The sequence below is a fragment of the Photobacterium sp. 270122K genome (assembly GCF_059941365.1).
Genome location: NZ_JBPOEN010000001.1, coordinates 334,018 through 358,476, shown reverse-complemented (window position 1 = coordinate 358,476; position 24,459 = coordinate 334,018). Strand labels below are relative to the sequence as shown.

Annotated in this window: 16 protein-coding genes and 1 pseudogene; 11 read left to right on the top strand and 6 right to left on the bottom strand. The window is 47.6% G+C overall.

The window, feature by feature from the left end; genetic code table 11:
- Positions 1–53: 53 nt before the first annotated feature.
- Together ACSF8W_RS01625 and ACSF8W_RS01620 are read right to left on the bottom strand one after the other, a co-directional pair.
- The gene (locus ACSF8W_RS01625) at positions 54–782 is read right to left on the bottom strand and encodes an oligogalacturonate-specific porin KdgM family protein (RefSeq protein WP_500844473.1); all 729 of its coding nucleotides are present in this window, start codon (positions 780–782) and stop codon (positions 54–56) included.
- Between the two features lie 94 nt (positions 783–876).
- Positions 877–2,430: a sulfatase family protein gene (locus tag ACSF8W_RS01620; protein ID WP_500844472.1), complete on the bottom strand. Its 1,554-nt coding sequence runs from the start codon at positions 2,428–2,430 to the stop codon at positions 877–879.
- A gap of 434 nt (positions 2,431–2,864) precedes the next feature.
- Between ACSF8W_RS01620 and ACSF8W_RS01615 the strand changes: the two genes are divergently transcribed.
- The 4 genes from ACSF8W_RS01615 to kduD all read left to right on the top strand — a co-directional run bounded on the left by ACSF8W_RS01615 (position 2,865) and on the right by kduD (position 7,365).
- Positions 2,865–4,358 carry a DUF2264 domain-containing protein gene (locus tag ACSF8W_RS01615; protein WP_500844470.1) on the top strand — a complete coding sequence of 498 codons (1,494 nt, stop codon included), beginning with the start codon at positions 2,865–2,867 and terminating at the stop codon, positions 4,356–4,358.
- Between the two features lie 107 nt (positions 4,359–4,465).
- Complete coding sequence (locus ACSF8W_RS01610) at positions 4,466–5,320, top strand: tagatose bisphosphate family class II aldolase (protein ID WP_500844468.1); 855 nt, start codon at positions 4,466–4,468, stop codon at positions 5,318–5,320.
- 127 nt (positions 5,321–5,447) lie between these two features.
- Entirely contained in the window at positions 5,448–6,419 is a 972-nt protein-coding gene (locus ACSF8W_RS01605; RefSeq protein ID WP_500844981.1) for a sugar kinase, read from the top strand.
- Positions 6,420–6,603: 184 nt separating this feature from the next.
- Positions 6,604–7,365 carry a 2-dehydro-3-deoxy-D-gluconate 5-dehydrogenase KduD gene (kduD, locus tag ACSF8W_RS01600; protein ID WP_500844466.1) on the top strand — a complete coding sequence of 254 codons (762 nt, stop codon included), beginning with the start codon at positions 6,604–6,606 and terminating at the stop codon, positions 7,363–7,365.
- Positions 7,366–7,479: 114 nt separating this feature from the next.
- On the opposite strand, the gene ACSF8W_RS01595 is transcribed toward kduD, so the two are convergent.
- The gene (locus tag ACSF8W_RS01595) at positions 7,480–9,657 is read right to left on the bottom strand and encodes an immunoglobulin-like domain-containing protein (protein ID WP_500844464.1); all 2,178 of its coding nucleotides are present in this window, start codon (positions 9,655–9,657) and stop codon (positions 7,480–7,482) included.
- A 594-nt stretch (positions 9,658–10,251) separates the two neighbouring features.
- Between ACSF8W_RS01595 and ACSF8W_RS01590 the strand changes: the two genes are divergently transcribed.
- Positions 10,252–12,603, top strand: a complete 2,352-nt coding sequence (locus ACSF8W_RS01590) for an ATP-binding protein (protein WP_500844463.1) — start codon at positions 10,252–10,254, stop codon at positions 12,601–12,603.
- A 1-nt stretch (position 12,604) separates the two neighbouring features.
- The gene (locus ACSF8W_RS01585; protein WP_500844462.1) at positions 12,605–13,477 is read left to right on the top strand and encodes a mechanosensitive ion channel family protein; all 873 of its coding nucleotides are present in this window, start codon (positions 12,605–12,607) and stop codon (positions 13,475–13,477) included.
- Between the two features lie 79 nt (positions 13,478–13,556).
- Here ACSF8W_RS01585 and ACSF8W_RS01580 read toward each other — a convergent pair whose 3' ends face one another.
- The gene (locus ACSF8W_RS01580) at positions 13,557–14,465 is read right to left on the bottom strand and encodes a LysR family transcriptional regulator (protein ID WP_500844460.1); all 909 of its coding nucleotides are present in this window, start codon (positions 14,463–14,465) and stop codon (positions 13,557–13,559) included.
- A 254-nt stretch (positions 14,466–14,719) separates the two neighbouring features.
- On the opposite strand from ACSF8W_RS01580, the gene ACSF8W_RS01575 reads away from it, so the two are divergent.
- The 5 genes and pseudogenes from ACSF8W_RS01575 (at position 14,720) to ACSF8W_RS01555 (ending at position 22,102) form a co-directional block, all read left to right on the top strand.
- The gene (locus ACSF8W_RS01575) at positions 14,720–16,363 is read left to right on the top strand and encodes a glycoside hydrolase family 13 protein (RefSeq protein WP_500844458.1); all 1,644 of its coding nucleotides are present in this window, start codon (positions 14,720–14,722) and stop codon (positions 16,361–16,363) included.
- Positions 16,364–16,950: 587 nt separating this feature from the next.
- Positions 16,951–18,924 (top strand): PTS mannitol transporter subunit IICBA, encoded by a 1,974-nt coding sequence (locus ACSF8W_RS01570; protein WP_500844456.1) that lies wholly within the window; start codon positions 16,951–16,953, stop codon positions 18,922–18,924.
- Positions 18,925–19,140: 216 nt separating this feature from the next.
- Positions 19,141–20,286 carry a mannitol-1-phosphate 5-dehydrogenase gene (locus tag ACSF8W_RS01565; protein WP_500844455.1) on the top strand — a complete coding sequence of 382 codons (1,146 nt, stop codon included), beginning with the start codon at positions 19,141–19,143 and terminating at the stop codon, positions 20,284–20,286.
- Positions 20,287–20,403: 117 nt separating this feature from the next.
- A pseudogene (locus ACSF8W_RS01560) lies at positions 20,404–21,432 on the top strand (PTS mannitol transporter subunit IICBA); the annotation flags it as partial.
- Between the two features lie 139 nt (positions 21,433–21,571).
- A complete protein-coding gene (locus tag ACSF8W_RS01555) occupies positions 21,572–22,102 on the top strand; it encodes an MltR family transcriptional regulator (protein ID WP_500844453.1) in 531 nt (176 codons plus the stop codon).
- 98 nt (positions 22,103–22,200) lie between these two features.
- Here the strand turns inward: ACSF8W_RS01555 and ACSF8W_RS01550 are convergent, their stop codons facing one another.
- Together ACSF8W_RS01550 and ACSF8W_RS01545 are read right to left on the bottom strand one after the other, a co-directional pair.
- Entirely contained in the window at positions 22,201–22,863 is a 663-nt protein-coding gene (locus ACSF8W_RS01550) for a glycerol-3-phosphate responsive antiterminator (protein ID WP_500844451.1), read from the bottom strand.
- A gap of 161 nt (positions 22,864–23,024) precedes the next feature.
- Positions 23,025–24,419, bottom strand: coding sequence for an MFS transporter (locus ACSF8W_RS01545; RefSeq protein WP_500844449.1), 1,395 nt, complete (start codon positions 24,417–24,419; stop codon positions 23,025–23,027).
- Positions 24,420–24,459 lie beyond the last annotated feature (40 nt).

Below are 24,459 nucleotides of genomic sequence, written 5' to 3'. Positions count from 1 at the left end.
GTATCACTAAGGCTCTTGATATTAATAGCTAGCCAGCTAACGTATTATTGTTATTACCACGTATATTTAATACCCATACGGTAACGTGTTTGTCGATCATCAGTGAAACGGTTTTGACTTACATTACCTAACTCAATAAATGGACGCCACATTGTCCCTTCTTCTGTCTTGTAGGTGTACATTAGGCGGAAGTTATGTTGGTAGTTCATGTCATCATTATCAAATTGTGGTTGTGCATTGCTTTCCATTTCTTTCCAAATATCAAATTGGTATTGGAAGTCCCAATTTTGGAAGTTATAGCCTAGCCATGCATCCACCTGCTGGATTTTAGAGTGGTAGCTTGAGCCATCCGTCCCTTGTTGTCCGTAGTCCCACAGTTTCCATTTGTAACGTGCTTGAACGCGGATGTTATTATCAAACTTGTAGTTCAAACGCGCGTAAGGAACATAAACCAAGCCAGCATCGGTAAAGTCTAAAGACATACCGACCAGACCAACGGTATTAGGATTCAGCTTTTTATAGTAAAATGCTGAAAACTCTGAGCCATTCATGGTCATTGAATCAAACAGTTGATCTTTTTTATCGTTGTTGTAACGTGCATCCAATTCAAAGCCTAAATTTTTACCTGTATCCAAAAAAGCTTTAAAACGATCACTGTGTTTATCAGCACCATCGACATATTGATGACGATATTCAACGGTTGTCTTGTAATTATTAGCCAGCGCTTGGCCTCCAACGACTAATAGCGAAGAGGCAATAACCACTTTGGTTAAAGTGTTCATTATTATATTCCTAATATGTGTGGTGTTATATTTTCTTCCTGTGAAATGCAATGCAATATAAAAGGAAGGTGTTTTATTGAATTAACTAAAAAAGTTAGGTGTAAGCTTTTGCGCTGTTTGCCGGCACTTCTGTCGGACGCCAAGGGTCACCTGTGTGCTCAAGCCATGGCATGAGTTCTTCAATCACGAGTTTTTCAATTAATGGCTTATTGTTATCCGCAATATTGACCATCTGATAAGGGTCAGCCACATTATCATGCAGTGTGAACGTTAACGGTTTGCCTATTTTTCTATCAATAACAAGGGTGTAGTGATCGGTTCTGACACCACGCCGTCCGTATGACTGGCCCCCATACGGCATAAAGGTATAAAACTGAGAGGTCGGTTGTTTATCGCCACGTTGTCCTTGTAGCGTTCGCGCAAAGTTTGTGCCTTCGACGGTATCAGGGATTAAATCTTGCATGCCCATTAGGCCGAATAACGTTGGGTAAATATCGGGGGCTGAGAACAGAATATCATTGTGCTGCGGCGCGAGTTTACCCGGCCATCTGAAGATCATGGGAATACGCATGGATTCTTCATAATGCACATTTTTGGTTGGTTGACCGTTGGAGCCCATACAGCAACCATGGTCTGAAAAGAACACAACCAGCGTATCATTGGCTAAGTTTAAGCGCTCTAGTTCATCAACAATGCGGCCGAACTGCTCATCAACACCGTTAACCATTGCCATGTATTCTTTGAAATAGTCGGGGCCATAACCTTCGAGATACTGCTTGTCCCACTGCACATTTGGGCGGTCATTGAGTGATTTCGAGGTTTGTCCTTCGAAGCGGTCGAGGTATTTCTGTGGCACTTGATCATACGGTGAATGCGGTGGATTCATCGAGATAACAAGGGTGAACGGTTTATTGTCGTCGCGGTATTGGCCGTTGGCATTACGCAGGTAATTGATGGCAATATCGGCTTCATGCTCCGGACTCCACTGATTGATCTGCAAGGGGTGGTCTCGGGGCGTATCATTGGTCCAATAAATCGGCTTCATATGCAGATCATACGTGCCATATGCATACCAAAAATCAAAGCCGTGTCGGCGATCCGGCGCTGTCCAGTCATTCCAATAGCGGCCTTCCGCTGGGTTATTGTAACTCGGTACAAAAGGCGCCTCTGGTGCATCCAAGTGCCATTTACCAATGTAACCCATGCTGTAGCCTTGCTCTTTGAGGATATCAGACCACGTCACCGTATTTTTCTTCAGTTCAATCCCAAAATCTTTACCCCCAAATGATCCAGGCATCCCTGTGTGGCTGTTGCCCTGAATACCATTACGGTAAGGGTATTGGCCGGTCATCAGCATCCCCCTGAACGGGGTACACAAAGGGAAATTAGAAACGGCTTGTTTAAGCACAACGCTCTGTTTAGCGAACCTATCCAGATGGGGCGTCACGCTGTTGTCTTGCTTCATGAACCCAAGCGATTGCGCCCGAAATTCATCTGGGAAAATGATCAGTAAGTTCGGTTTCTTCTGTTTGCTTGTGTGTAATGAATCATCTTTTGTTTGTACAGCGGCATTAACGGTAAAGCTGGCACCTGCTAACGCACTGGAAGCAGCGATGCCCTTAAGCAATCCACGACGAGTAATAGACATACTCTCAATCCCTACAGTAAGTGAAAACATAATATGTAAAAGTAAACAAAAACGAATATACTTCCGTATCGCTTCGAATCGTAAGTGATCGAAGGTGTGATGGCTGTGTTTTGGATCACAAAATGCACAATGGCAAATAATCTGCGCATTAATTTGTTGACCTGTCTATCAAATTCATGATCTCCGAGGTGGCAGTGTGTGTTTATTATGCAAAATTCACGTTCATTTGCTTTCAAATCGAAGAAATGGCCACGCCGACGTGTGCGGAACGTGATGAAATGATGAAGATGTTTTTGGTTGCTTTCACTGTGAGGTGTTTGTGGCGAAGCTATTAGCGTGTTTCATTGATTTTTCGGGGACTCTGTTACGGCGTGCGAAATGCGAACCGTCCTGACATCGGCATGATGTCAGTCACTTTTTTATGGATAAACGATATGCAAAAAGAAATTTCGGCGACAGTGCGCCCCACGATTGCTTATGAGCACCCAGACGCCAAGATGTATTTGAAATTAATGACGGAGAATCTGATTCGCCTTCGTTACCGTAAACCGGCTTACTCTTGCCATGATGCGGCCATTGTTCAATCTTTCAATCCGCAGGTTGATTTGAAAACACAGTGTGATGATTTAGTGCGCTATGTCGCGGAGGCGTTTGAACACTATGCAGTGTGGGATTATACCCATGCCTATTATCCGGGCAGACCCAGCCAACAGACGGCAAGAACCGATGCCATGGAAGGCTGTAGCCGGATTTTACCGACGTTAGCGGCTTGGCTCGCGCAGCAAAATGGACAAAATACGGTGCTGACAGGCTTGAGTGGTAAGCCAATGGAGATTGCTGACTGGTTAAAGAAAGCCTTTCTGGCGGGCACCGATCCGAGCCATGCGGGGTACTGGGGCCAGCTGCATGATTATGATCAACGTACGTGTGAAAGTGCGGATTTAGCGTTGGCGCTGTGGTTAAGTCGCGATGTGGTGTGGGAGGCATATCGCCCAGCACAGCAACGTCAAATCATCGATTGGTTCAAACAGGTCAATCACTGTCAAACGGTTGATAATAATTGGCATTTATTTCCGCTTACGGTGCAGTTGGTGGTAAAGGCGCTTACGGGTGAGGATCATGTTGAACATGCCCGTTATGCCAGAACGAAAGCGTTTTATGTTGGGGATGGGTGGTTCAGGGACGGCGCGAAAGGTAACTATGATTACTATAACGCGTGGGGGTTTTTCTATTCGTTGTACTGGTTTGTTCAAATTGATCCTGAGTTTGATACTGATTTTATTCAGACCAGTTTGCACGCGTTTTCTGAGCGCTTTCATTATTTCTTCACACCGGAAGGCCTGCCTTTTTTTGGACGCAGTGTGTGCTATCGCTTAGCGGCTTCTGCGCCGTTGCTTGCAACGTTGGATGTGGATCAGCAGCAGGGCAAGGAGGAGGCATTGTCACTTGGGCAAGCGAAAAGAGCCTTCAAAACCAGCCTTGAATATTTCATTCAACATGGCGCATTACAGAACGGTGCGCCGACGCAAGGGGTGTTTGATGATGATCCCCGGTTGGTGGATAACTACAGTGGTCCTGCGAGTAGTTTTTGGTCATTACGCGCACTGAACATTGCGCTGTTCTGTGGTGATCGTCTTAATCTTTGGGCGGCGGAAGAAGCGTTGCTTGAAATAGAAAAACAGGACTTCACGTTTGATATCGATGCCATTGATGCCACGGTTATTGGTACTTTCAAAACGAAAGAGGTCGTGGTGATTTTCAAATCGGATTATACCCAAGTGCAATCCCCGCTCTCTCGACGTCTTGAAGGGCAGCCCTTAGCGAAAAAACTGCAGGAAATACTGACAGGGCGGGCTGAAAGACCGAAAAACAACCTGCTTCGTAAAGGGATAACGTGTTATAGCTCGAAAATGTCGCATTTCTTTTAGTTTTAAATGCTTTCGTTGCGAAAGTGATTATGTGATCAAGATCTTTTATTTTTCTTTTGTTTTCGAATATGATTAAGCGAAAGCTAACGAAGGTATTGGGGTTATATATGTTTTTGGTTTCTTCTAATGAAATGCTTCACAACGCGCAATTAGGTGGGTATGCCGTTCCTGCGTTTAATATCCATAATCTGGAAACGGTTCAAGTGATCGTCGAAACCGCAGCAGAAATGCAATCACCGGTGATCCTTGCAGGTACGCCCGGCACCTATTCTTATGCTGGGACAGAGTATTTGGTCGGCATCTGTCAGGAAGCGGCACGTCGCTACAAAATGCCGATTGCGCTGCATTTGGATCACCATGAATCATTCAGTGATATTCAATACAAAATCGAGGCGGGCATTAAATCCGCAATGATTGATGGTTCACACCTTACGTTCGAAAAAAATATCGAATTAGTGAAGCAAGTGGTGTCGTTCTGCCACCGTTGGGATTGTTCCGTAGAAGCAGAGCTGGGCCGTCTTGGTGGACAAGAAGATGATTTAATCGTTGATGCAAAAGACGCCCTCTATACCGATCCGGATGCCGCGTTGGAGTTTGTGACACAAACGGGTATTGACTCACTTGCTATCGCCATCGGTACGGCACACGGCATGTATAAAGAAGAACCGCGTCTTGATTTTGACCGCTTAGGCATGATTCGCCGTAAAACGGATGTGCCGTTGGTGTTGCACGGTGCTTCAGGTGTGCCAGATGCTGATGTGCGTCGTTGTATTGAATTGGGTATCACCAAAGTGAACGTTGCAACAGAATTGAAAATTGCGTTCTCTGATGCCGTGAAACAGTATTTTATTGAAAATCCGAAGGCCAATGACCCGCGTCACTATATCGTTCCTGGTAAAGCCGCGATGAAGAAAGTGGTGATGGATAAGATCACGGTGTGTGGCAGCGCAGGTAAATTGTAAACACGTTTGGAAGTATCAGCACGCAATATTCTTGTGCTTTGGCTACACCGTATGTTCCCCCTATATTAATGCGGTGTAGCCATTTTTCTTTATTTCTCATCGAGCATCAAAAATGGGCAGTGAAGTGATGGTTTCATCTTTGCATGTTAAACAAAAGAAAATAGCGATAATCGGTGAGTGCATGATTGAACTCAGCGGTGAAGCTTTTTCGACTCAAGAGCAGCGGTTTGGTGGTGATACCTTAAATACAGCCTTGTATTTATCCCGTTTAGTACCCGGATTGTCACCCAGTTATGTAACGGGGTTGGGGCTGGATACCTATAGTCAGCATATGCTGGCTGCTTGGCAAGAGGAAGGCATTGATACCTCTTTGACGGTTCAAATCGCCGATAAACTGCCGGGAATGTATGCCATTGAACTGGATCCGCAAGGCAATCGGAGTTTCCATTATTGGCGCAATGATTCAGCCGCAACAATGCTGTGTCAGCACGCACATTTCCCTCATATTGTGGCGTCATTACAGGACTTTGATCTTGTTTACCTTTCCGGCATTTCACTGGCTATTTTTTCGGATCACGATAAGCGCTTGTTATTACGCACCTTGGAACAATTGAAAGCACGTGGTGTAAAGATTGCGGTTGATTCGAATTACCGCCCGCGTTTGTGGTCGAGTGCGACAGACGCGTGTGAATGGCTGGGTAAATTATATCAACTGAGTGATATCGCCTTAGTGACCGCAGACGATGAGGATGCCTTACTCGGCATGCAGGGGTCACCAGCCAGTATTATCGCTAAGCGTTTGCATGCCATGGGGGTTACGCAAGTTGTGGTCAAACTGGGTAGCGAAGGGGCGATGTGGTCGGAAAAGGGCGACAGTGGGATGGCTCGCACGAACAACGTGGATCATGTTGTTGATACAACGGCAGCGGGCGATTCATTCAACGCGGGTTTTCTGGCGGCATGGTCAATGGGCATGAAAACGGCAGAGTGCTGTCACTGGGGAAATAAGCTTGCATCACGGGTAATACAACATAAAGGCGCGATTATTCCTCGGGAACACACCCATTATATTACGGAATTAATGAGTATCTGCGCGTAATCAATACGAACAGACAAAGCCTCAATGCATGGATGATGCCTTGGCGGCGAAATAACAGAAAGACATATGGCAGTACTGTTGGCCAATGGCTTTGAGGCGGTGAGGCTGCGTTCTCACCATTAACGGACAAACTATATTCATTGGTCTATGCGGTAACGCTTAAACCTGACATTGAGGAAATACCATGATTCTTAATTCATTTGATCTGAAAGGCAAAGTGGCTATCGTAACTGGGTGTGATACAGGTTTAGGCCAAGGCATGGCACTAGGCTTAGCACAAGCGGGCTGTGATATTGTGGGTGTGAACATTGTTGAGCCAACGGAAACCATTGAAAAAATGGCTGCAACAGGGCGTCAATTTTTAGATATTCGCGCTAACCTGATGAAGACCGATGATATTAATGGCATTGTAGACCAAGCGGTTTCACGTTTCGGCAAAGTGGATATTCTGGTGAATAACGCCGGTATTATCCGCCGTAATGATGCACTCGATTTTACGGAACAAGATTGGGATGATGTCATGAACATCAATATTAAATCGGTGTTCTTTATGGCTCAGGCGGTGGCTAAGCAGTTTATCTCACAGGGTAATGGCGGTAAGATCATCAATATTGCATCTATGTTGTCTTACCAAGGTGGGATCCGCGTACCGTCTTATACGGCATCAAAAAGCGGTGTGATGGGCGTGACGCGTTTGATGGCGAATGAATGGGCAAAGCACAACATTAATGTGAATGCGATTGCGCCTGGATATATGGCGACAAACAATACGGCGCAATTACGTGCCGATGAGGAGCGTAATGCCGCGATCCTTGAGCGTATTCCTGCAGAACGTTGGGGTAACCCTGAAGATCTTGCTGGCCCGTGTGTTTTCTTAGCATCTGATGCTTCCCTATACATTAATGGTTACACCATTGCAGTAGACGGCGGCTGGCTGGCTCGCTAAGTTCCGCGAATAATAGAAAGAGCGTCTATAGCGGGCTTGTTTTAGCAGGATAAAAAAACGCCTCAACCCGAAGGTTGAGGCGTTAGCATTTATGCATCAGATGAGGCGTGACACTTATAGCTTGTCCCAAGCATCAGACCAGAAGTGGCTGGTACCCGGTGCGTAAGACGCGTTTGCACACCAGCCAGAATATGGCCATGGCTTACACTGGTATAGGTTGCCATCGGTACCCGTCACAATGTCGCCTTCGCTGTATGCGGTACCCGGTACGTAGTCTGGGTGTTCACCGCCTGGCGGTGGGGTAACTGTCCCGCCGTCTTTTACGCTGAACGTTGCCACTTGGTTCAGAGTATCGCTGATTGCCGTGATGCGGTACTGGCCGGCATCCACACCGCTAAGGTTCAGTGTGAGGGTTTGCTTGCCATCAATAGCAACGGTTTTTTCACCGCCAGTGACAGGGTGACCGGCTGCATGGGTTACTGTTACCGCAACATTCATCATGCTGCTGGTTTCAAGGGTAACCGTCAAAGACAATGCGCCTTGATCTGCCGTGTATTGGCCGTTGATGCCAGACATCGCAAGGGTGTCGTCTTGTGGGATTTCACCGCCGCCACAATCGCTGTTACCTGTTGAGCGCCATACGCCCCACTCACCGGTTGTGCCTGGCTCATCACCACGCGTCCACCATTCTGCACGCCATGATTGACCTGCGTGATTCACGCTGTCACCGCTGTTATAAACGGTCGCTTTATCCCACGCGTTTGCACATACACTGCCGTCAGACACGGTCACTTTACGGGTGGCTTTCACCGTTTGGTTCGCGCTGTCTGTCACTGAGTACGTCAGGGTGTAAACGCCAGCAACCGCTGTGTTTACGTTGCCGTTTTGAATAACGGTTTCCGTCAGATCACCGTCTTCCGCATCGATCGCTTTCACGTCCGCCATTGGGTCGAAGCTTTCACCCACTTTAATCGTGGTATCTTGCACGCCTTCAAATACCGGTTTCAGGCTGTACACCTCAACGTTACGGCTTGCCTTGGTAAGGTTCGCATCGCTGTCTGTTACACTGTAAACCAACACGTATTGACCGATTTGGTTTACATTCACCGCACCGTCAACCACAATGCTGAACGTTAAATCACCGTCTTCTTTATCTTTTGCCGTGACACCAGCCATGTTGTCAAAGGCACTGCCGTGACGGACACGTACATCCGACAGGCCTGTAAATGTTGGCTTGCCTTCAGACGGTGGCGGTGGCGTTTGGCCGTGTACAAATGGGCCGTAGTCTTTAATGAACTGCTCGTTGTATGCTTGACCTGCGGCATTCGTCCCCATGTCCCAGTTTACAGACCAAGTCATGACGCCACGCAGTGGTTGGCCTTGGCTGTTCAGGCGGTTAAAGGCGTTGTACAGATCCTGAGGATTTTTCACAAAGCCCGATGCGGCTGCATCGTTACTGGTTGGAATACCAAACACCAATTTGTCGTGTGGGATCTTATGGAAACCACGGGTACCGTTTGATAGTGAATCCGCAATGTAGTAGATGAACTTTTCTTTCATTGCATCGCTGTTTTGGGTGATCCACGCGTTCTCTTCGTCAACCCAAATACCGTCACCACCTTGGTTATAGAACTGTGGGTTAATCCAGTCGTAATAGCCTTCTAAATTGTTCAGATAAGGTACGTATTTGTCGCCTTGCTTCAGATAAGGGAACTCTGGCGCCATGGTGATCAGGAAGTTTTTGCCTTGCGCTTTGTAGTGATCTTTAACAATGCGAAGGGCGGCAGGGATCACGGTCTGGTTGTCAGCGGCGGTGACCGCAGATTGCTCAAGGTCGATATCCAGACCATCGAAGCCGTAGTGATCGGTCACACGAATGATTTCGTCTGCAAACGCCTGTTCATCACCGGTTCTTAGCTCGACGTGGGCATCCGCTCCCCCCAGCGCAATCAAGACGGCACGGCCTTGCTGGTTTAGTTCTGCGATCTCATTGATGAAGGCTTGTTCTGATAAGCCGATCATCGGATCAAGGCGGAACGTAGGGATACGGCCTTCAGCGGTGTTGAATACCTTCATGAAAGACACGTTCACCACGTTATACATTGGGTTCACTTCTTTCAGGGTCACACAGGGTGCGTTACCGCCTTTGTAGCCGGCACCGTCACACCAGTTGTGCCAGTAACCCACAACGACACCCCCTTCAGGGTTTACCATTTCGTTCGCCATTGATGGCGCAGCTGTTCCTGCTAATCCAAGCAAAATCGCCGCTTGTAATACGCTGAATTTGATCATCGAGCTATCTCTCATACGTGACAGAATTGTAATACCTAAGTGGTCTCATTCTTCGTGAACACCTACATCCACGGCGTGTTATGTATCGGAAAAATCACAACATAATCAACCAACGGTTTAATGAGTACACTTAGGTATTAACAAATCATTTACTACCTTTTTATTGCGTAATAAATTTATTCTTAATATTTATGGCCGTCAAAATTAAAAATTGAACCAATATCACAAAACAGAACGAAGTAATGTGTATTGTCAATAATATGACTTATTTGTAGGAAGATTCTTACGTATAATGTGGGATATAAATATACGCGAAAGTAATATATATCCCTCTTTTAATGAAATGAAATAATAACAGCATGAAAAATAATGCAATATTATGTCGTGTTGTTTGTGGTTGTGTCTGATTTAATTTAAATAATGTCATTTCAACTTTTTTAATTTAATGTTTTTAGTTGCCTTAAATGAATTTGTTCGAATTTCTTTCTGTTTGATTTCTTTTTGCACACGGTATAAAAAGATCTATCCCTAATGCTGATATTTATTTGAAAAAGCGATAAAGTGACGCATAAGACGTAGATTAAATAGATACCTATGAATAAAATCATTTATCAATTTTTTGTGATTTTCTCACTGATTTTCAGTCAATTAACGTATGCGAGTTGGGGTATTAATACCGATAAGCCTATTCAAATCAGTGAAAAAGTCAGCGATATTTCTCAGCAGATCACCGCGTTACCTGAAACGCATTTCTTTACCCAGCGAGAGTACTCGAAAGTAAAGCAACTGCTGTCTACAACGTTGTCGGAGCAAAAAGCCCAAGTGGCGGTGATGTCGGCAGCGTTAGAGGCATACGGTGAAACGCCCAGCCAAGTCAATTGGCTAGAAGTGGACAAAATCCACCGCACATTGGCGTCGTTAAATGTCAGTAAACAACGTTTATTGCAATTAACGGACACTAAAACCCGCGATCAATTAACGGGTTTTGGGCCAAGTGGTGTGACTCAGTTTTATGCTGAATTGGGTATCACAAAACTGAATATTCAGTATTACGTGAATTACCAAATCCGCAGTTTTAAAAACTTGCTACGCGATTTGGCCATTTCACCGGTACCGGTGATCAGCGTGATCTTCAAAGTGCTGTGCGTCATGTTCATCTTTAATTGGTGGATGCGAAACAGCGAACGCCTGATCCATGATTTTAAAATATCCAAGATCAAACATGCCGCTGAGCCGAGCTTATTGGTACGTACGATTTGGTATTGCAGTCGAGCACATAAAGCGATTGCGTATTTGTTATTGATCACGGCTACGTTACGCATTATTTCGACCTTGCCGAGTTTGCAGCATTTGATTTTCCTTGAGATCTTCACATGGTGGGTATTGGGCGGTTCGATTGCGGTGAGCTTTATTTTGGAATTTGCTTACCGTAACAGTAAGCATAATCGCCGTGAGATCATTGCACTACGCTTATCGACCATTCGTCGTTATGTGTGGGGCATTATTGTGGTGGGGGTGATTTTACAAATTTCCTCGCGCACATTAGGGCAGGGCACCATTTATGCGTGGATCTCTACGCTGATGGTGTTCTTCTTTGCCATGCTGACGGTATGGAGCCTTAAACAATGGAACAGTACGGTGTTTGCGCGTATTGCAATGTTGGATGGCTATCCGATCTCCGTGCAATGGGCGATCCGCAATCAAAATACTTTTGGTATGTCCATTGTGGCGACAGCATGCGGTGCGGCATGGCTGTTTGGCCGTACGGTGCAACATGCGGTGATCTCCACCTTGTCCAAGCATGCGGCGTTTAGCCATGCCTTGGCGTACTTGTTCCGCATTGAAGTGGCCAAGCAAACCGAAGTGTCTCGTGAGCAGGCGAACTTAGTGCGTGTGAGAGGAGACGCCGCGTTTGAGTACATCCTGCCGGGTTCGGAAGACTCTGCACTGATCGACGATTACGCCAAAGAAGAAATGATCGCGCTGTCACGCTACTTGCTGACAGACAGTCCGGCTGTGTGTGTTCTGTCCGGTGAGCGCGGTGTGGGTTCAACCACATTGATGAAGCGTATTTTGGCCAAATCCAAGCACGTGACGCCGTTGTATATCAACTGTCCGTATGACGGCTATTCCGCGCTGTTGCCGGAGTTTGCTCAACTGTTGGGGTTGGCGGAAGACGCGACCGAGCAAGATATTCTGCATTACCTGCGTAATACCGATACGTGCTATTTGATTGCCTTTGATAATGCGCAACGTTTGGTGAAGCCTAAGGTTAACGGTCTGGTGGATTTAATGAAACTCACCAACTTATTGCGTCAAGCACGTAAGAGTCACCGTGTGGTGCTGTCGATTGAAAAATCGAGCTGGCGCTTCATTGACCGCGCTCGTGGTGAGCGTTTGTTGTTTGACTTAGTCACCTTCATGCCGCGCTGGTCAGAAAAGCAAATTGGCCAGTTGTTAGCATCACGTATTGCCGATACCGATACCCATTCCGTGTCATTCGAGGGGTTAGTGCTGCCAAGGCAATGGGATGAAGATAATTTGACCGATGAAGAGCGTGCGAAGAACGGCTTTTATCGCATTCTTTGGGATTACTCAGACGGTAACCCAACGGTGGCACTGCGTTTCTTCCGCTTGTCACTGCATCGCGACAAAGACACCGATCACGTTTTGGTGCGTTTGTTCCGTGCGCCACAGACGGAAGATTTGGAAATGATGCCTAAGCCGATGCTCGCCGTATTGCGTTCTATTGTGCAGTTGGAAGTGGCCTCGCCAGACGATGTGTGTGATTGCAGTCGTTTGAGCATTGCAGAGGTGATCAGCACCCTGCGTTATTTCCAGAGCCGCGGTTATATCGAGTGGAGTGATGATAAAGCCCGAATTTCCGATCACTGGTTCCGTCATATTACGAATGTGTTGCACCGTCAGCATTTATTGGTGAAATAAGATGTTTCGATTATTAGCTTTATTCGTAGCACTGAGCGTCAGCCCGGTTGCCTTTGCCGAAGAATTGCAGATTGATAATCTGCATCAATTTGCCAGCTTGATCCGTTGGAGTGGGGTTGCGTTATCGCTGATCATCATGACGGGATCATGGTTGTTCTTGCGCTTTATTCAGTCGTTGGTTGACGGGGTCAGCAGCCAGTTTGCTCAACGCCGAATGTTGATGCAAAAGCTGCAATCGTTCTTCCAATTTTTCATCTACATGACCACGGCGATGACCGTGTTCATGTTGAGTTTCCGTGTTGATGACCGTGTGTTGGCATTGATCGGCGGTACGATTGCGGTGTCGGTGGGTTTCGCCCTGAAAGACTTGACCGCCTCGTTCATTGCGGGCTTAACCGTGATGATTGATCGCCCGTTCCAAGTCGGTGACCGTGTGACGTTTGAAGGCCATTACGGGGATATCATCACCATTGGTTTACGTTCTGTGCGTATGCAAACACTGAACGATGACATTATCACGATCCCGAACAACAAGTTCTTGAATGACGTGACGGTGAGCGGTAACTACGGTGGTCTGGATATGCAGGTAGTGATCCCGTTTTATATCGGTATGGACCAAGATATCACCAAGGCACGCGACATTATTCAGGAAGCGGCGTCATCCAGCCGTTATATCCACCTACCTAAACCGGTGGTGGTATTGGTGAAACAGACGATCACTGATAACTATTTGGCGATTCAGTTGACCTGTAAAGCCTACGTGGTGGATATCAAGTTTGAAAAACTGTTTGAGACGGACATCACCTTGCGTGTGATGCAGGAGTTCCGTAAAGAGAACATCTGCCCGCCGTCGATTGCGGTGATGGCGAGATAACACGCTTCACGCTTATTAGCGTTTTTTATCGAGAGAGAATGGCAGTGCTTCGGTGCTGCCATTTTTGTAGATGCTATCTTTAATTCCCGTCTTTATACCCAACCAATGTCTGCTTAAATGCCATGACATGCGCGGGCAGAGGATCGGTGAGGTGATAAAGCCCCACATTGCCTTTTTGTGGGGCGGCGGGGTTAGGCAAGGCAACAATATCAAACTGGGCAAAGTAGTCCGCCATAGAGCTGGAGTACGGCATGATCGCTTTGGTGACGGCCAGCATATCGAGGCTGGCCGTCAGCGATTGGATCTCATACACCATGCGCTCGGCAATTTGTTTACGCTCTTTCTCTAATAACTTGGGCTGCGGATTTTCAATTAAATGCTGGTGGATATCATGATCCGGCGTGACCAGCAGCAGCGGATACATCGACGCCGCCTCTGGCGTGAAACCTTGCAATAACAGCGGGTGTGAGCGGTGGACGAACAGCGCTTCTTCATCTTGCAACAGTGGCGTAAATAGCACCTGACAGCGGCGCGACAATCCTTCAATTTCATGACCGATGAATAAGTCGATATGGCCGTGGATCAGCATATCCATCAGCTTCAGGTGATTGCCAAATTCAATCTGAAAAGAAATGCCGGGGTACTGTTGGCTATAATGGTGCAGGCTGGCTTTGACAAACACTTCCCACCACGCATCCCCTGTGCCCATTTTGATTTTTTCGGTTTTACGTGCCTTCATATCCGCCAATTGGTGCACCATGCTATCGTGCCGCCGTTGCATCTCCAGTGCTTGGTTTTTCACTAATTGCCCAAACTCCGTCAGTTCGACGCCTTTCGAGCGGCGGATAAATAACGGCACATCCAATTGCTGTTCAAGCTTCTTGATGTTGTTTGTCAAACTGGGTTGACTTAGCCCCAGCAGTTCGGCGGCTTGGCTGATGTTACCGAGCTGGGCGGTGGTCAGAAAGTGGCGGTAAAGTTTGTCCATAATGTCACAGGCTGATAAAAGCGGTTACGTCGTGAAAAATTGTTTTATCAGTCTCACATTTATTGAAATACATCACAAAGTGTTCTGCGCCAGTCTTGTGAGCAAAGTCGCCTATTTCTTTTGTGATATAGCAAAAACCTATATCACTGTCGGCTTTGTGTATTTTTACGCGCGTGAAGGACGCATTACTATAAAGGCAACTTTCAGCGCATTCACGTCGCGCTCTACGCATTCTTACAGTTAAGGACGTAACCATGAACATCACGCCGAAATGGTGGCACGATGCCGTTGTATACCAAATCTATCCGCGCAGTTACTGCGATTCCAATAACGATGGTATGGGGGATCTACGCGGTGTTATCAGTAAGTTAGATTACCTGCAAACCTTAGGCGTTAACGTCCTTTGGCTATCGCCGGTGTATCAGTCACCGATGGATGATAACGGGTACGATATTTCTGATTATCAGGACATTGCGCCAATGTTTGGCACCATGGCGGACATGGACGAATTACTGGCACAAGCCAAGCAGCGTGATATTCGTATTATCATGGATTTGGTGGTCAACCACACCTCAGACGAGCACCCTTGGTTTAAAGAAGCGCGCAAGTCAAAAGACAACCCATACCGTGATTATTACATCTGGCGCAAGCCAAACGAAGACGGCGGCGTACCAGATGAAATGGGCTCCGTGTTTGGCGGCACCGCGTGGGAATTTGACGAGCAAACCGGTGAATACTTCCTTCACATTTTCTCTAAACGTCAGCCTGATCTGAACTGGGAAAACCCGAAAGTGCAGGAAGAAGTGCACAAGATGATGAACTGGTGGATCGACAAAGGTGTCGGTGGTTTCCGTCTGGATGTGATTGATTTGATCGGTAAAGAAATCGACAAGAAAATCACCGGTAACGGTCCGCGTTTACATGGCTTGATCCAGGAAATGAACCGCGCCACGTTTGGTGACAAAGACGTGTTGACTGTCGGCGAAACGTGGGATGCGACCCCAGAAATTGCCAAGCTGTACAGCAACCCAGCCCGTGATGAGTTTTCGATGGTGTTCCAGTTTGAGCATATCAGCTTGACCTGGCAGCACGGTGACAAATGGTCGCCAATCCCACTTGATTTGCCGGCACTGAAACGTGTATTGACCAAATGGCAGGTAGAGTTAGCAGACGAAGGCTGGAACTCCCTGTTCTGGAATAACCACGATTTGCCACGCATTGTGTCTAAGTACGGTTGTGAAGGGGAATACCGTGTGCAATCAGCCAAAATGCTGGCGACGACCTTGCATATGATGAAAGGCACCCCGTACGTGTATCAAGGGGAAGAAATTGGTATGACCAATGTGGCGTTCCCAAGCATTGACGATTACCGCGATATCGAAACCCTAAACTTCTACAAAGTGCGCACGGAAAACGGCGTGTCACCGGAAGATCAGTTGGCGGCTATTCATGTCAACAGCCGTGATAATGCACGTACGCCAATGCAGTGGGATGATTCGGCTAACGGCGGTTTCTCTGAAGCGCAGCCGTGGATCAATGTGAACCCGAACTACACCCACATTAACGTGGCGCAAGCGTTAGATGATCCTAACTCGATTTTCTACCACTACCAGCACTTGATTGCGCTGCGTAAAGCGATGCCTGTGATTGTATATGGCAGCTTTGAACCTGTGTTTGAAGATCACCCTGCTGTATTCGGTTATGTGCGTGCTAATAATGATGTACGCGTGCTGGTACTGAGCAACTTTACCCGTGAAAGCGTAACGGTTGATTTGCCAGAATCTCTGCAAGCAGAGCAGGTTGAATGCCTGATCAGTAACTACACCGCACCAAGCACATTGGCGCAGACGGTGACTCTACAGCCATACGAATCATTTGCGGTTGTATTGCCTGCATAAGGTGTCATTGCCATTACACGAGCGCATATAGTGAAGCCTCTATCTTTGCCGTTGATTCGGTGGGATAGGGGCTTTTTACATTGTATAGCACTGGACATGCCGCAATGATTTTAAATCGTCGCTTATCCTTTGCTGGTATTTCTGTAATCAAGTTACAAAATGTGACTGATCGAAGAATGCAAAGAGAATGACGGGCAGCGGTGAATGAAACAGGAGAGCTTGGTGTGATGCTTGTCACTTAAAGTAAGGGGGTGCTTATCGGAAAAATTAATTTGCGTGATCTATATCGCATTAAATATCAGTCACGCTTAGTGGTGTTTTGTGATTTTTGTCACTTGTAAATTTATTGACAAATAAGAAATATTCAATATGTAATAAAGTTTCATTGAAAAGATGCTAGGAAAGTCACGCAAAAAATACTTGTTGAGAATAAAACAGAGGGGGAGGTCACAGAAAACCCGTCATCAGTGACGTCGAGAAAATCTGTGTTAGATTAATTGGGTACTAAGCAATTGAAACGGTTTTGGCGAACCGTATCTAACACATTTAATGACTTAATCACTTTTCACTTCAGACGGGGAATTCGAATGATATCACCAGATGCCAAGGTCAAGATACAAAATTTTGGCCGCTTCCTATCTAACATGGTGATGCCCAATATCGGCGCATTCATTGCGTGGGGCTTCATTACCGCACTTTTTATACCGACAGGTTGGTTTCCCAACGAGGAATTGGCCAAAATTGTCGGCCCCATGATCACGTATTTGTTGCCCCTCTTGATTGGTTATACCGGCGGTAAATTGGTCGGTGGCGATCGCGGTGCCGTGGTCGGTGCTATCACGACCATCGGTGTGATTGTCGGTACTGACATTCCGATGTTCATGGGTGCGATGATGGTCGGTCCGCTGGGCGGCTGGGCAATCAAACGCTTTGACCGTTGGGTTGATGGCAAGGTGAAAAGTGGCTTTGAGATGTTAGTGAATAACTTCTCGGCCGGTATCGTCGGGATGCTGTGTGCCATTTTAGCCTTCTACATGATCGGTCCTTTCGTCAAAGTGCTGTCTACTGCCTTGGCGGGTGGCGTTAACATGCTGGTGACTGCAGGTTTACTGCCACTGACGTCTATCTTTGTTGAACCAGCAAAAATCCTGTTCCTGAACAATGCCATTAACCACGGTATCTTCTCGCCACTGGGTATTCAGCAAGCGAACGAGCTGGGTCAATCCATCTTCTTCCTGATTGAAGCAAACCCGGGTCCGGGTCTGGGTATCTTGTTGGCTTACATGGTGTTTGGTCGCGGTACGGCAAAACAAACAGCGGGTGGTGCGTCGATTATCCATTTCTTCGGCGGTATCCATGAAATCTACTTCCCATACATTTTGATGAACCCTCGTCTGATTCTGGCAGCCATTGCTGGCGGTATGACAGGTATCTTTGTTCTGACATTGTTTAATGCCGGTATCGTGTCTCCTGCTTCACCGGGTTCTATCTTTGCCATTCTACTGATGACACCGAAAGCCTCTTTTGTGGGTGTGATTCTGTCGGTGCTGGCATCAACGGCCGTGTCATTCGGGGTGGCTGCACTCTTGATGAAAACCCAGAAAGAGACCGATGAAGAAGGCGATGACATTGCCACTGCGACACAAAAAATGAAAGGCATGAAAAGTAGCAGTAAAGGTGCACCATCCGCGGTATTGGCAGAAGGCGGTGTGGATTGGGCAAACGTCCGTAACATCATTGTGGCGTGTGATGCCGGCATGGGCTCCAGTGCCATGGGTGCCAGCCTACTGCGCAAGAAAGTGCAGGAAGCCGGACTGTCAATCAGCGTTACCAACTGTGCCATCAATAGCTTACCGCAAGAGGTCGATATCGTGATCACGCATAAAGATTTAACCGAGCGTGCTCGTAAGCATGCTGCCCACGCAAAACATATTTCTCTGACTAACTTCCTTGATAGCCAGGTGTACAACGATTTAGTGACCCGCATTGTGGCCGCGAGTTCGCCGGAAGCGGCCAACGACAGCGAGATGGTGAAAACAGTAAAAGTATCACCGATTGCTGCGAACGATGATACGTATGCGCCGTCATCAGATGCACAACAAGCAACACAGCCACAAGTGTTCCAGATTGAATCAAAGAATATTCACCTTGGCTTGAAGGCCACCAGCAAAGAAGAGGCGATCCGCTATGCCGGCGAGCAACTGGTGAAGCTGGGTTATGCCGAAACTGAGTATGTGGATGCCATGTTTGAGCGTGAAAAACTGGTACCGACTTACTTGGGTGAATCTATCGCCGTCCCGCACGGCACGGTAGAAGCAAAAGACCGCGTGATTAAAACCGGTATTGTGATTTGCCAATACCCAGGCGGGGTGCAGTTTACCGATGATGATGACGATGTTGCCAAGCTGGTGATTGGTATTGCCGCTAAAAACGATGAGCATATTCAAGTGATTACCACTATTACGAATGCGCTTGATGACCCTGATGCGATTGAACGACTGACCAGCACGAACAGTGCGGATGAAGTCCTGCAGATTCTGGCAGGTGACGCCGCCGCGTGATGGAAGGCCGAGGTGCTGACTGCTTGAAGACAACATGTAATCCGGTGTTGCTCCAACCCACCTAACTCCTACGGGTGGGGTCTGAAAGTGGAAAAGTGAAAGGCCAAGTCGTTGCAACAAATCAGTCGCTACAAACAGGTTCATTGTGTGTAACGGGGCCAGTGTGTTCCCCCACTGGCCCCACCCCAAATTCGTAAAGTTATAGAGAGAATAATCATGAAAGCAGTTCATTTTGGTGCAGGTAACATCGGTCGTGGTTTCATTGGTAAAGTGTTGGCAGATGCTAACGTGGCAGTCACTTTTGCTGATGTCGATGCGCCGTTGGTTGACCAACTTAGCCATGACCAATCTTACAAAGTTAAAGTGGTTGGCAGTGAGTGTGTGGTCGATACCGTGACGCACATTACTGCCGTCAATTCCGCCAGCGACGCGGTGATTGAGCAGATGATCCATACCGATATGGTGACCACTGCAGTTGGCCCTAACGTGTTGGATATCATTGCGAAAACCATCGCCAAAGGTCTGACGCACCGCTTTGAGGCGGGTAACAATCAGCCTCTGAATATCATTGCCTGTGAAAACATGGTGCGTGGTACCACTCACCTGAAAAATGAGGTGTATAAACACCTGAATGCGATTTATCACGCTCAGGCGGATGAGTTAGTCGGTTTTGTGGATTCAGCGGTTGACCGCATTGTGCCACCGTCTGATGCGGCCAACGATGATCCACTGGAAGTGACCGTGGAAAGTTTCAGCGAGTGGATTGTTGATAAGCAGCAGTTCAAAGGGAATATCCCGGTTATCGCGGGCATGGAAACCACCGACAACCTGATGGCGTTTGTGGAACGTAAACTGTTTACGCTTAATACAGGTCACATCCTGACAGCGTACCTTGGCGCGTTGAAAGGCCATGAAACCGTGCGTGATGCGATTGAAGATGCAGATATTCGTGTACAGGTGAAAACCGCGATGCAAGAAAGTGGTGAAGTGTTGATTCGTCGTTACGGCTTTGACCGCGACATGCACAACGCGTACATCGAGAAAATTCTGAGCCGCTTTGCGAACCCGTATCTGCGTGATGAAATTGACCGTGTCGGCCGCCAGCCGATCCGTAAACTGGGGGCCAATGACCGTTTAGTGAAGCCGTTGCTAGGTACTATTGAATACGGTACCGACAACCAGCTGCTACTGAAAGGGATCGCCGCTGCATTTAAATACACTAACGACACGGATCCACAAGCCGTTGAGTTACAAACGTCACTGAATGACATTGGCTTACGTGCCACACTGGAAAAATACACCGGTCTGGCTGCCGACAGTGATGTCGCGCAACAGATTGAAGCGCTCTATCATACGTTATAAGTTCTTATGGCATCCTGCCTGCAGGGCCAGATGAACAACGGATGAGCACATTATCACGCACAGGGGCTTCGGTCCCTGTGCGTGTTTGCGAAATCATATGGAAATCATGAGGTAATTATGTTCTCTGCTGCCACGAAAATTAGAATTCATAACCTTGGCCGCTTTTTGACCAATATGGTGCTGCCCAACATTGGCGCCTTTATCGCGTGGGGCTTGTTAACGGCATTGTTCATCCCGACCGGGTGGTGGCCGAACCGCGAGTTAGCCACATTGGTTGAACCCATGATTATCTATTTGCTGCCGCTGCTCATTGGCTACAGTGGCGGTAAGCTTACTGGCGGTGAACGCGGCGCGGTGGTGGGGGCGATTGCCACCATGGGCGTGATCACGGGCAGCGAAGTCCCGATGTTCATCGGCGCCATGATGATGGGCCCGTTAGCGGGTTGGTTGATCACCCGTTTTGATCAGGCGCTGACCGGTAAAGTAAAAAGCGGCTTTGAAATGTTGGTGAACAATTTCTCAGCCGGCATCGTCGGCATGGTGTGCGGCATTGTTGGTTTCTATTTCATTGGTCCGGCGGTGGATATTGCCTCGGCCGCGTTAACGGCGGGCGTCAAAGTCACGATAGAGGCCGGGTTGCTGCCACTGGTGTCGGTCTTTATTGAGCCGGCGAAGATCTTGTTCCTCAATAATGCCATTAACCACGGTATTCTGACCCCTTTGGGTATTCAGCAAGTGCGTGAAGTCGGTGAATCCCTGTTCTTCTTGATTGAAGCAAATCCGGGACCGGGCCTGGGGATTTTGTTGGCGTACATGGTCTTTGGTCAGGGTACGGCACGACAAACTGCCGGTGGCGCATCGATTATTCATTTCTTCGGAGGGATCCATGAGATCTACTTCCCGTATGTACTGATGAAGCCGCGTTTGATTCTGGCTGCGATAGCCGGGGCAATGACGGGGATCTTTACCTTAGTGATTATACAGGCAGGCATTGTGGCACCGGCATCACCGGGATCTATTGTCGCTATTTTGTTGTTAACGCCAAAAGCGGATGTATTGGGCGTGAGCTTAGCCATTGTGGCTTCAACGGCAGTCTCGTTTATTGTCGCGGCATTATTGCTGAAAACAGAACCAGAGACTGAACAATAACCCCGCAAACGGTGAGAAAGTAAGAGATAGCCATGTCTTCATGGCTCTGAACCCGTTAGAATAATGTGTTTATCCTCAGTGGGTTGTCGGATATGCCCGAGGGTAAAGTGGATGAAACGTTTAACGAAAGCAGTGTATGGCGAATAGTGATCAAGAAACAGACATTTTAGAGCGTTTGAACGATGCGCAGACGGTGCGAGGGTTCTTTATTGCTGCCATTGACGTATTTGATGAGTCCGTGGAAGGCTTATTGCAGCGCATCTTCCGTAAAGATGATTTTGTGGTGAAATCGGTGGTGGAACCCTTGTTGTCCCAGTCAGGGCCTCTCGGGGAAATCACGGTACGACTGAAACTGCTATTAGGTTTAGGCGTGGTGGCGGATGCGGTGTATCACGACATTGATGCCATGATGAAACTGCGTGATTTTCTTAACCGCGATGGCAATGAATACCGCTTTACGGATGCGGCGATTTTAGATGTCATCAAAGAGCTGCATGCCGTGAAAAATATGGGCATGGTGCAGTTGGATGTGATGCCGCCGGATGATGATACCGATATGACGTTTTATCAGATGCAATTGGCACGTCAGGAGCAGGTGATCAAATCCACCATGGCATTAGCCATTGCCGGTATCTGTAATGAATTAGGCAAAGACAGTCCATTCTGACGGTCTTTGCCTGCCCGCCTTTTTTGATTCGTCCGTCGCGTGTTGTTACCTGTCTCGTTTATCTTTTTACCCGTTTGGGACGATGTCTTGTGCAGGCATCAAGCTTGTTGCGGTGTTCTACCTTTGATGTATACCGTGGGTGTCGATGAACCGCCGGGTTTGGCACTGTAGCCTGCACTGTGGGATGCGGTATAGGGTGTAGCCATGGCCCATACATCCCGATTGGTGGTGGAAATGGCATTCACGCCCGCATCCAGTGCGATATTGGCTGTTTCTTCGTCACAAATTAGTCCGCCTGCAATAATAGGAATGGGACTACGAGCACGGATCCACTGAATCACGACCGGCATGACCCCTGGCATCACTTCAATACTGTCTGGCTGGCAGTTTGTCATCTGTTTTTGTGCATTAAAATACGAAATCGAATCAATCAGGAATAAGCGTAAAATGGTGTAGAAACCGTGCGCTTTGGCGGCTTTGATCATATGGGATTTGGTGCTGATAATGCCGTCCGCATGGGTGACGATCTTCAAGAATTCGACCACCACTTCTTGGTTTGAGGCACCTTCCAATAAATCAATGTGAATAAAGGCGTGTTTGCCCGCTGCTTTAATCCGTTGCACGATGCGACCAATGTTACAAATGGAGCCATAGAGGATAAAGACGACTTTGCAGTCACTGGCAATGGCAGCATCGAGGCTGGCGGGATCTTTGACGGAGGCAATGATAGGGCTGTTGCTGAAAATATCAGTAATGGGCACGTTGTTGTCTCTCTTTCTTATTGTGTTTGTGTAGGGAAGTGTTTCTTTTTGTTTTGGATGTTCTCTTAGGGACGCTTTTTAACGGTTATTTGATTGATTAATAAACAAAGGATGCCATTATGGCATCCTTTGCATGGAGCGAACGAGATTGGCTTAACAAATCAGTGAGTTGCTTCAACGGCAGGTATATCGTTTTGTGATTGACGTTGATTGGCGCGGGCTTGCAAGGCATAACAGGCGGCAATCCCCACGACGGTCATCGCAATGGTGTAGCCAAAGTACAGCTGATAGCCTTGCTGGTGGTTATCGGCCGCATCCATGATGTAACCGTTGATCAGCGGGATGAAAATATCCGGACAGTAGCCGAGCACCGAGATGATCCCAATAGCCAGCCCCAGTTTTTTCTCCGGCACGTCAAGGTGTTCAATGATTGCCCAGTACAAACCACGGATGGCGTACGTGAGCAGTCCAACGAATAAAATAAAGAAGATACATAAGCCGACAGTTACACCGCCACCAAACCCAAACATCGGCACGTAAATTAACCCTAGTAAGCCTAACGCACTGCCCACTAGCGCGTAGTTCAGCACGCGCACATTGGAGTAACGGTCGCCAAGGAAACCGCCGCCGATCCCCCCGATAGGGCGCAGCCACAGTTTGATGGTGGTGATGGTACCGGCCATGACGGCAGTAAAGCCCCAGTTACCTTCCTGTAAATAAGCCGAGAAACTGTAGGTTGACCAGAACAGGTGGTAACCGGCAGAAATGATCAGGGCAATCAACCAGACTTCAGGCAGCTTGAGGATAGCGATAATATCCCCCAATAAATTGTCACTTTTGACTTTCTGAGTATCGACCTCTGAGATCGGTTCTTTCTTTTCAAAAATAAAGGTGATGAGCGAAATGACCCCAAGCGCAATACAAAGCCAAGAGTACATGTAGATGACATAAACTAACGCCCCGACGACATTCTCATCACTGCCGCCTGCTACGACAGAGAAGATATACAACGCGATACTGGCCAGTAAGGCTTCAATCAAGCCCCGCCCACCATCATAAATACCGTAAAAGCGGCCTGATTCATTATCCCCTGACAGCACTTTAATGCGTTTCATGACCGCGCCCCAGAACGTCAGGCCGGTTGAGATCCCCCAGCCGCCAAAAATGATCAATAAGGCGCTAAAACTCGGCAGGGTACTGTACCAGAGGCCCAATAAGCCGGTGGCAAATAAAGACACCACAATGAGCAGCATGGGTTTCATTTTATCAGCCAGCCAACCACTGGGGCCGTAAGATAAGAAGAACAGTAACCCCATCATGGAGTATAGTTCCCCTAACTGGCCGTTGGTGATTTGAAACGCATCCAGCATGGTTGTCTGATAGATCTGGCGCATGTACAGCATGGGATAAATCGCGCCACCAGCAATAACTAGCAGTAACAGTTGGATGTAGCGTGCTTGTTTACTCATGCCCGCTGGTGAACTGTGTATATTATCGTTTTGCGATGCCGTATCAGTGGCAGTTGCGTCTGCGGACGGCTTGTTGGTTTGTTCCATGGTTATGTCCTTTTAGTCGGAATGCCTCTGCACAGAGGCA

What these genes read in the sequence shown, in the direction of transcription:
- ACSF8W_RS01595 (WP_500844464.1), bottom strand. Translation starts at nt 9,657, where the DNA reads ATGATCAAATTCAGCGTATTACAAGCGGCGATTTTGCTTGGATTAGCA.
- ACSF8W_RS01565 (WP_500844455.1), top strand. Translation starts at nt 19,141, where the DNA reads ATGAAAGCAGTTCATTTTGGTGCAGGTAACATCGGTCGTGGTTTCATT.
- ACSF8W_RS01610 (WP_500844468.1), top strand. Translation starts at nt 4,466, where the DNA reads ATGTTTTTGGTTTCTTCTAATGAAATGCTTCACAACGCGCAATTAGGT.
- ACSF8W_RS01585 (WP_500844462.1), top strand. Translation starts at nt 12,605, where the DNA reads ATGTTTCGATTATTAGCTTTATTCGTAGCACTGAGCGTCAGCCCGGTT.
- ACSF8W_RS01615 (WP_500844470.1), top strand. Translation starts at nt 2,865, where the DNA reads ATGCAAAAAGAAATTTCGGCGACAGTGCGCCCCACGATTGCTTATGAG.
- ACSF8W_RS01625 (WP_500844473.1), bottom strand. Translation starts at nt 782, where the DNA reads ATGAACACTTTAACCAAAGTGGTTATTGCCTCTTCGCTATTAGTCGTT.
- ACSF8W_RS01555 (WP_500844453.1), top strand. Translation starts at nt 21,572, where the DNA reads ATGGCGAATAGTGATCAAGAAACAGACATTTTAGAGCGTTTGAACGAT.
- ACSF8W_RS01575 (WP_500844458.1), top strand. Translation starts at nt 14,720, where the DNA reads ATGAACATCACGCCGAAATGGTGGCACGATGCCGTTGTATACCAAATC.
- ACSF8W_RS01620 (WP_500844472.1), bottom strand. Translation starts at nt 2,430, where the DNA reads ATGTCTATTACTCGTCGTGGATTGCTTAAGGGCATCGCTGCTTCCAGT.
- ACSF8W_RS01590 (WP_500844463.1), top strand. Translation starts at nt 10,252, where the DNA reads ATGAATAAAATCATTTATCAATTTTTTGTGATTTTCTCACTGATTTTC.
- ACSF8W_RS01580 (WP_500844460.1), bottom strand. Translation starts at nt 14,465, where the DNA reads ATGGACAAACTTTACCGCCACTTTCTGACCACCGCCCAGCTCGGTAAC.
- ACSF8W_RS01605 (WP_500844981.1), top strand. Translation starts at nt 5,448, where the DNA reads ATGGTTTCATCTTTGCATGTTAAACAAAAGAAAATAGCGATAATCGGT.
- ACSF8W_RS01545 (WP_500844449.1), bottom strand. Translation starts at nt 24,419, where the DNA reads ATGGAACAAACCAACAAGCCGTCCGCAGACGCAACTGCCACTGATACG.
- ACSF8W_RS01570 (WP_500844456.1), top strand. Translation starts at nt 16,951, where the DNA reads ATGATATCACCAGATGCCAAGGTCAAGATACAAAATTTTGGCCGCTTC.
- kduD (WP_500844466.1), top strand. Translation starts at nt 6,604, where the DNA reads ATGATTCTTAATTCATTTGATCTGAAAGGCAAAGTGGCTATCGTAACT.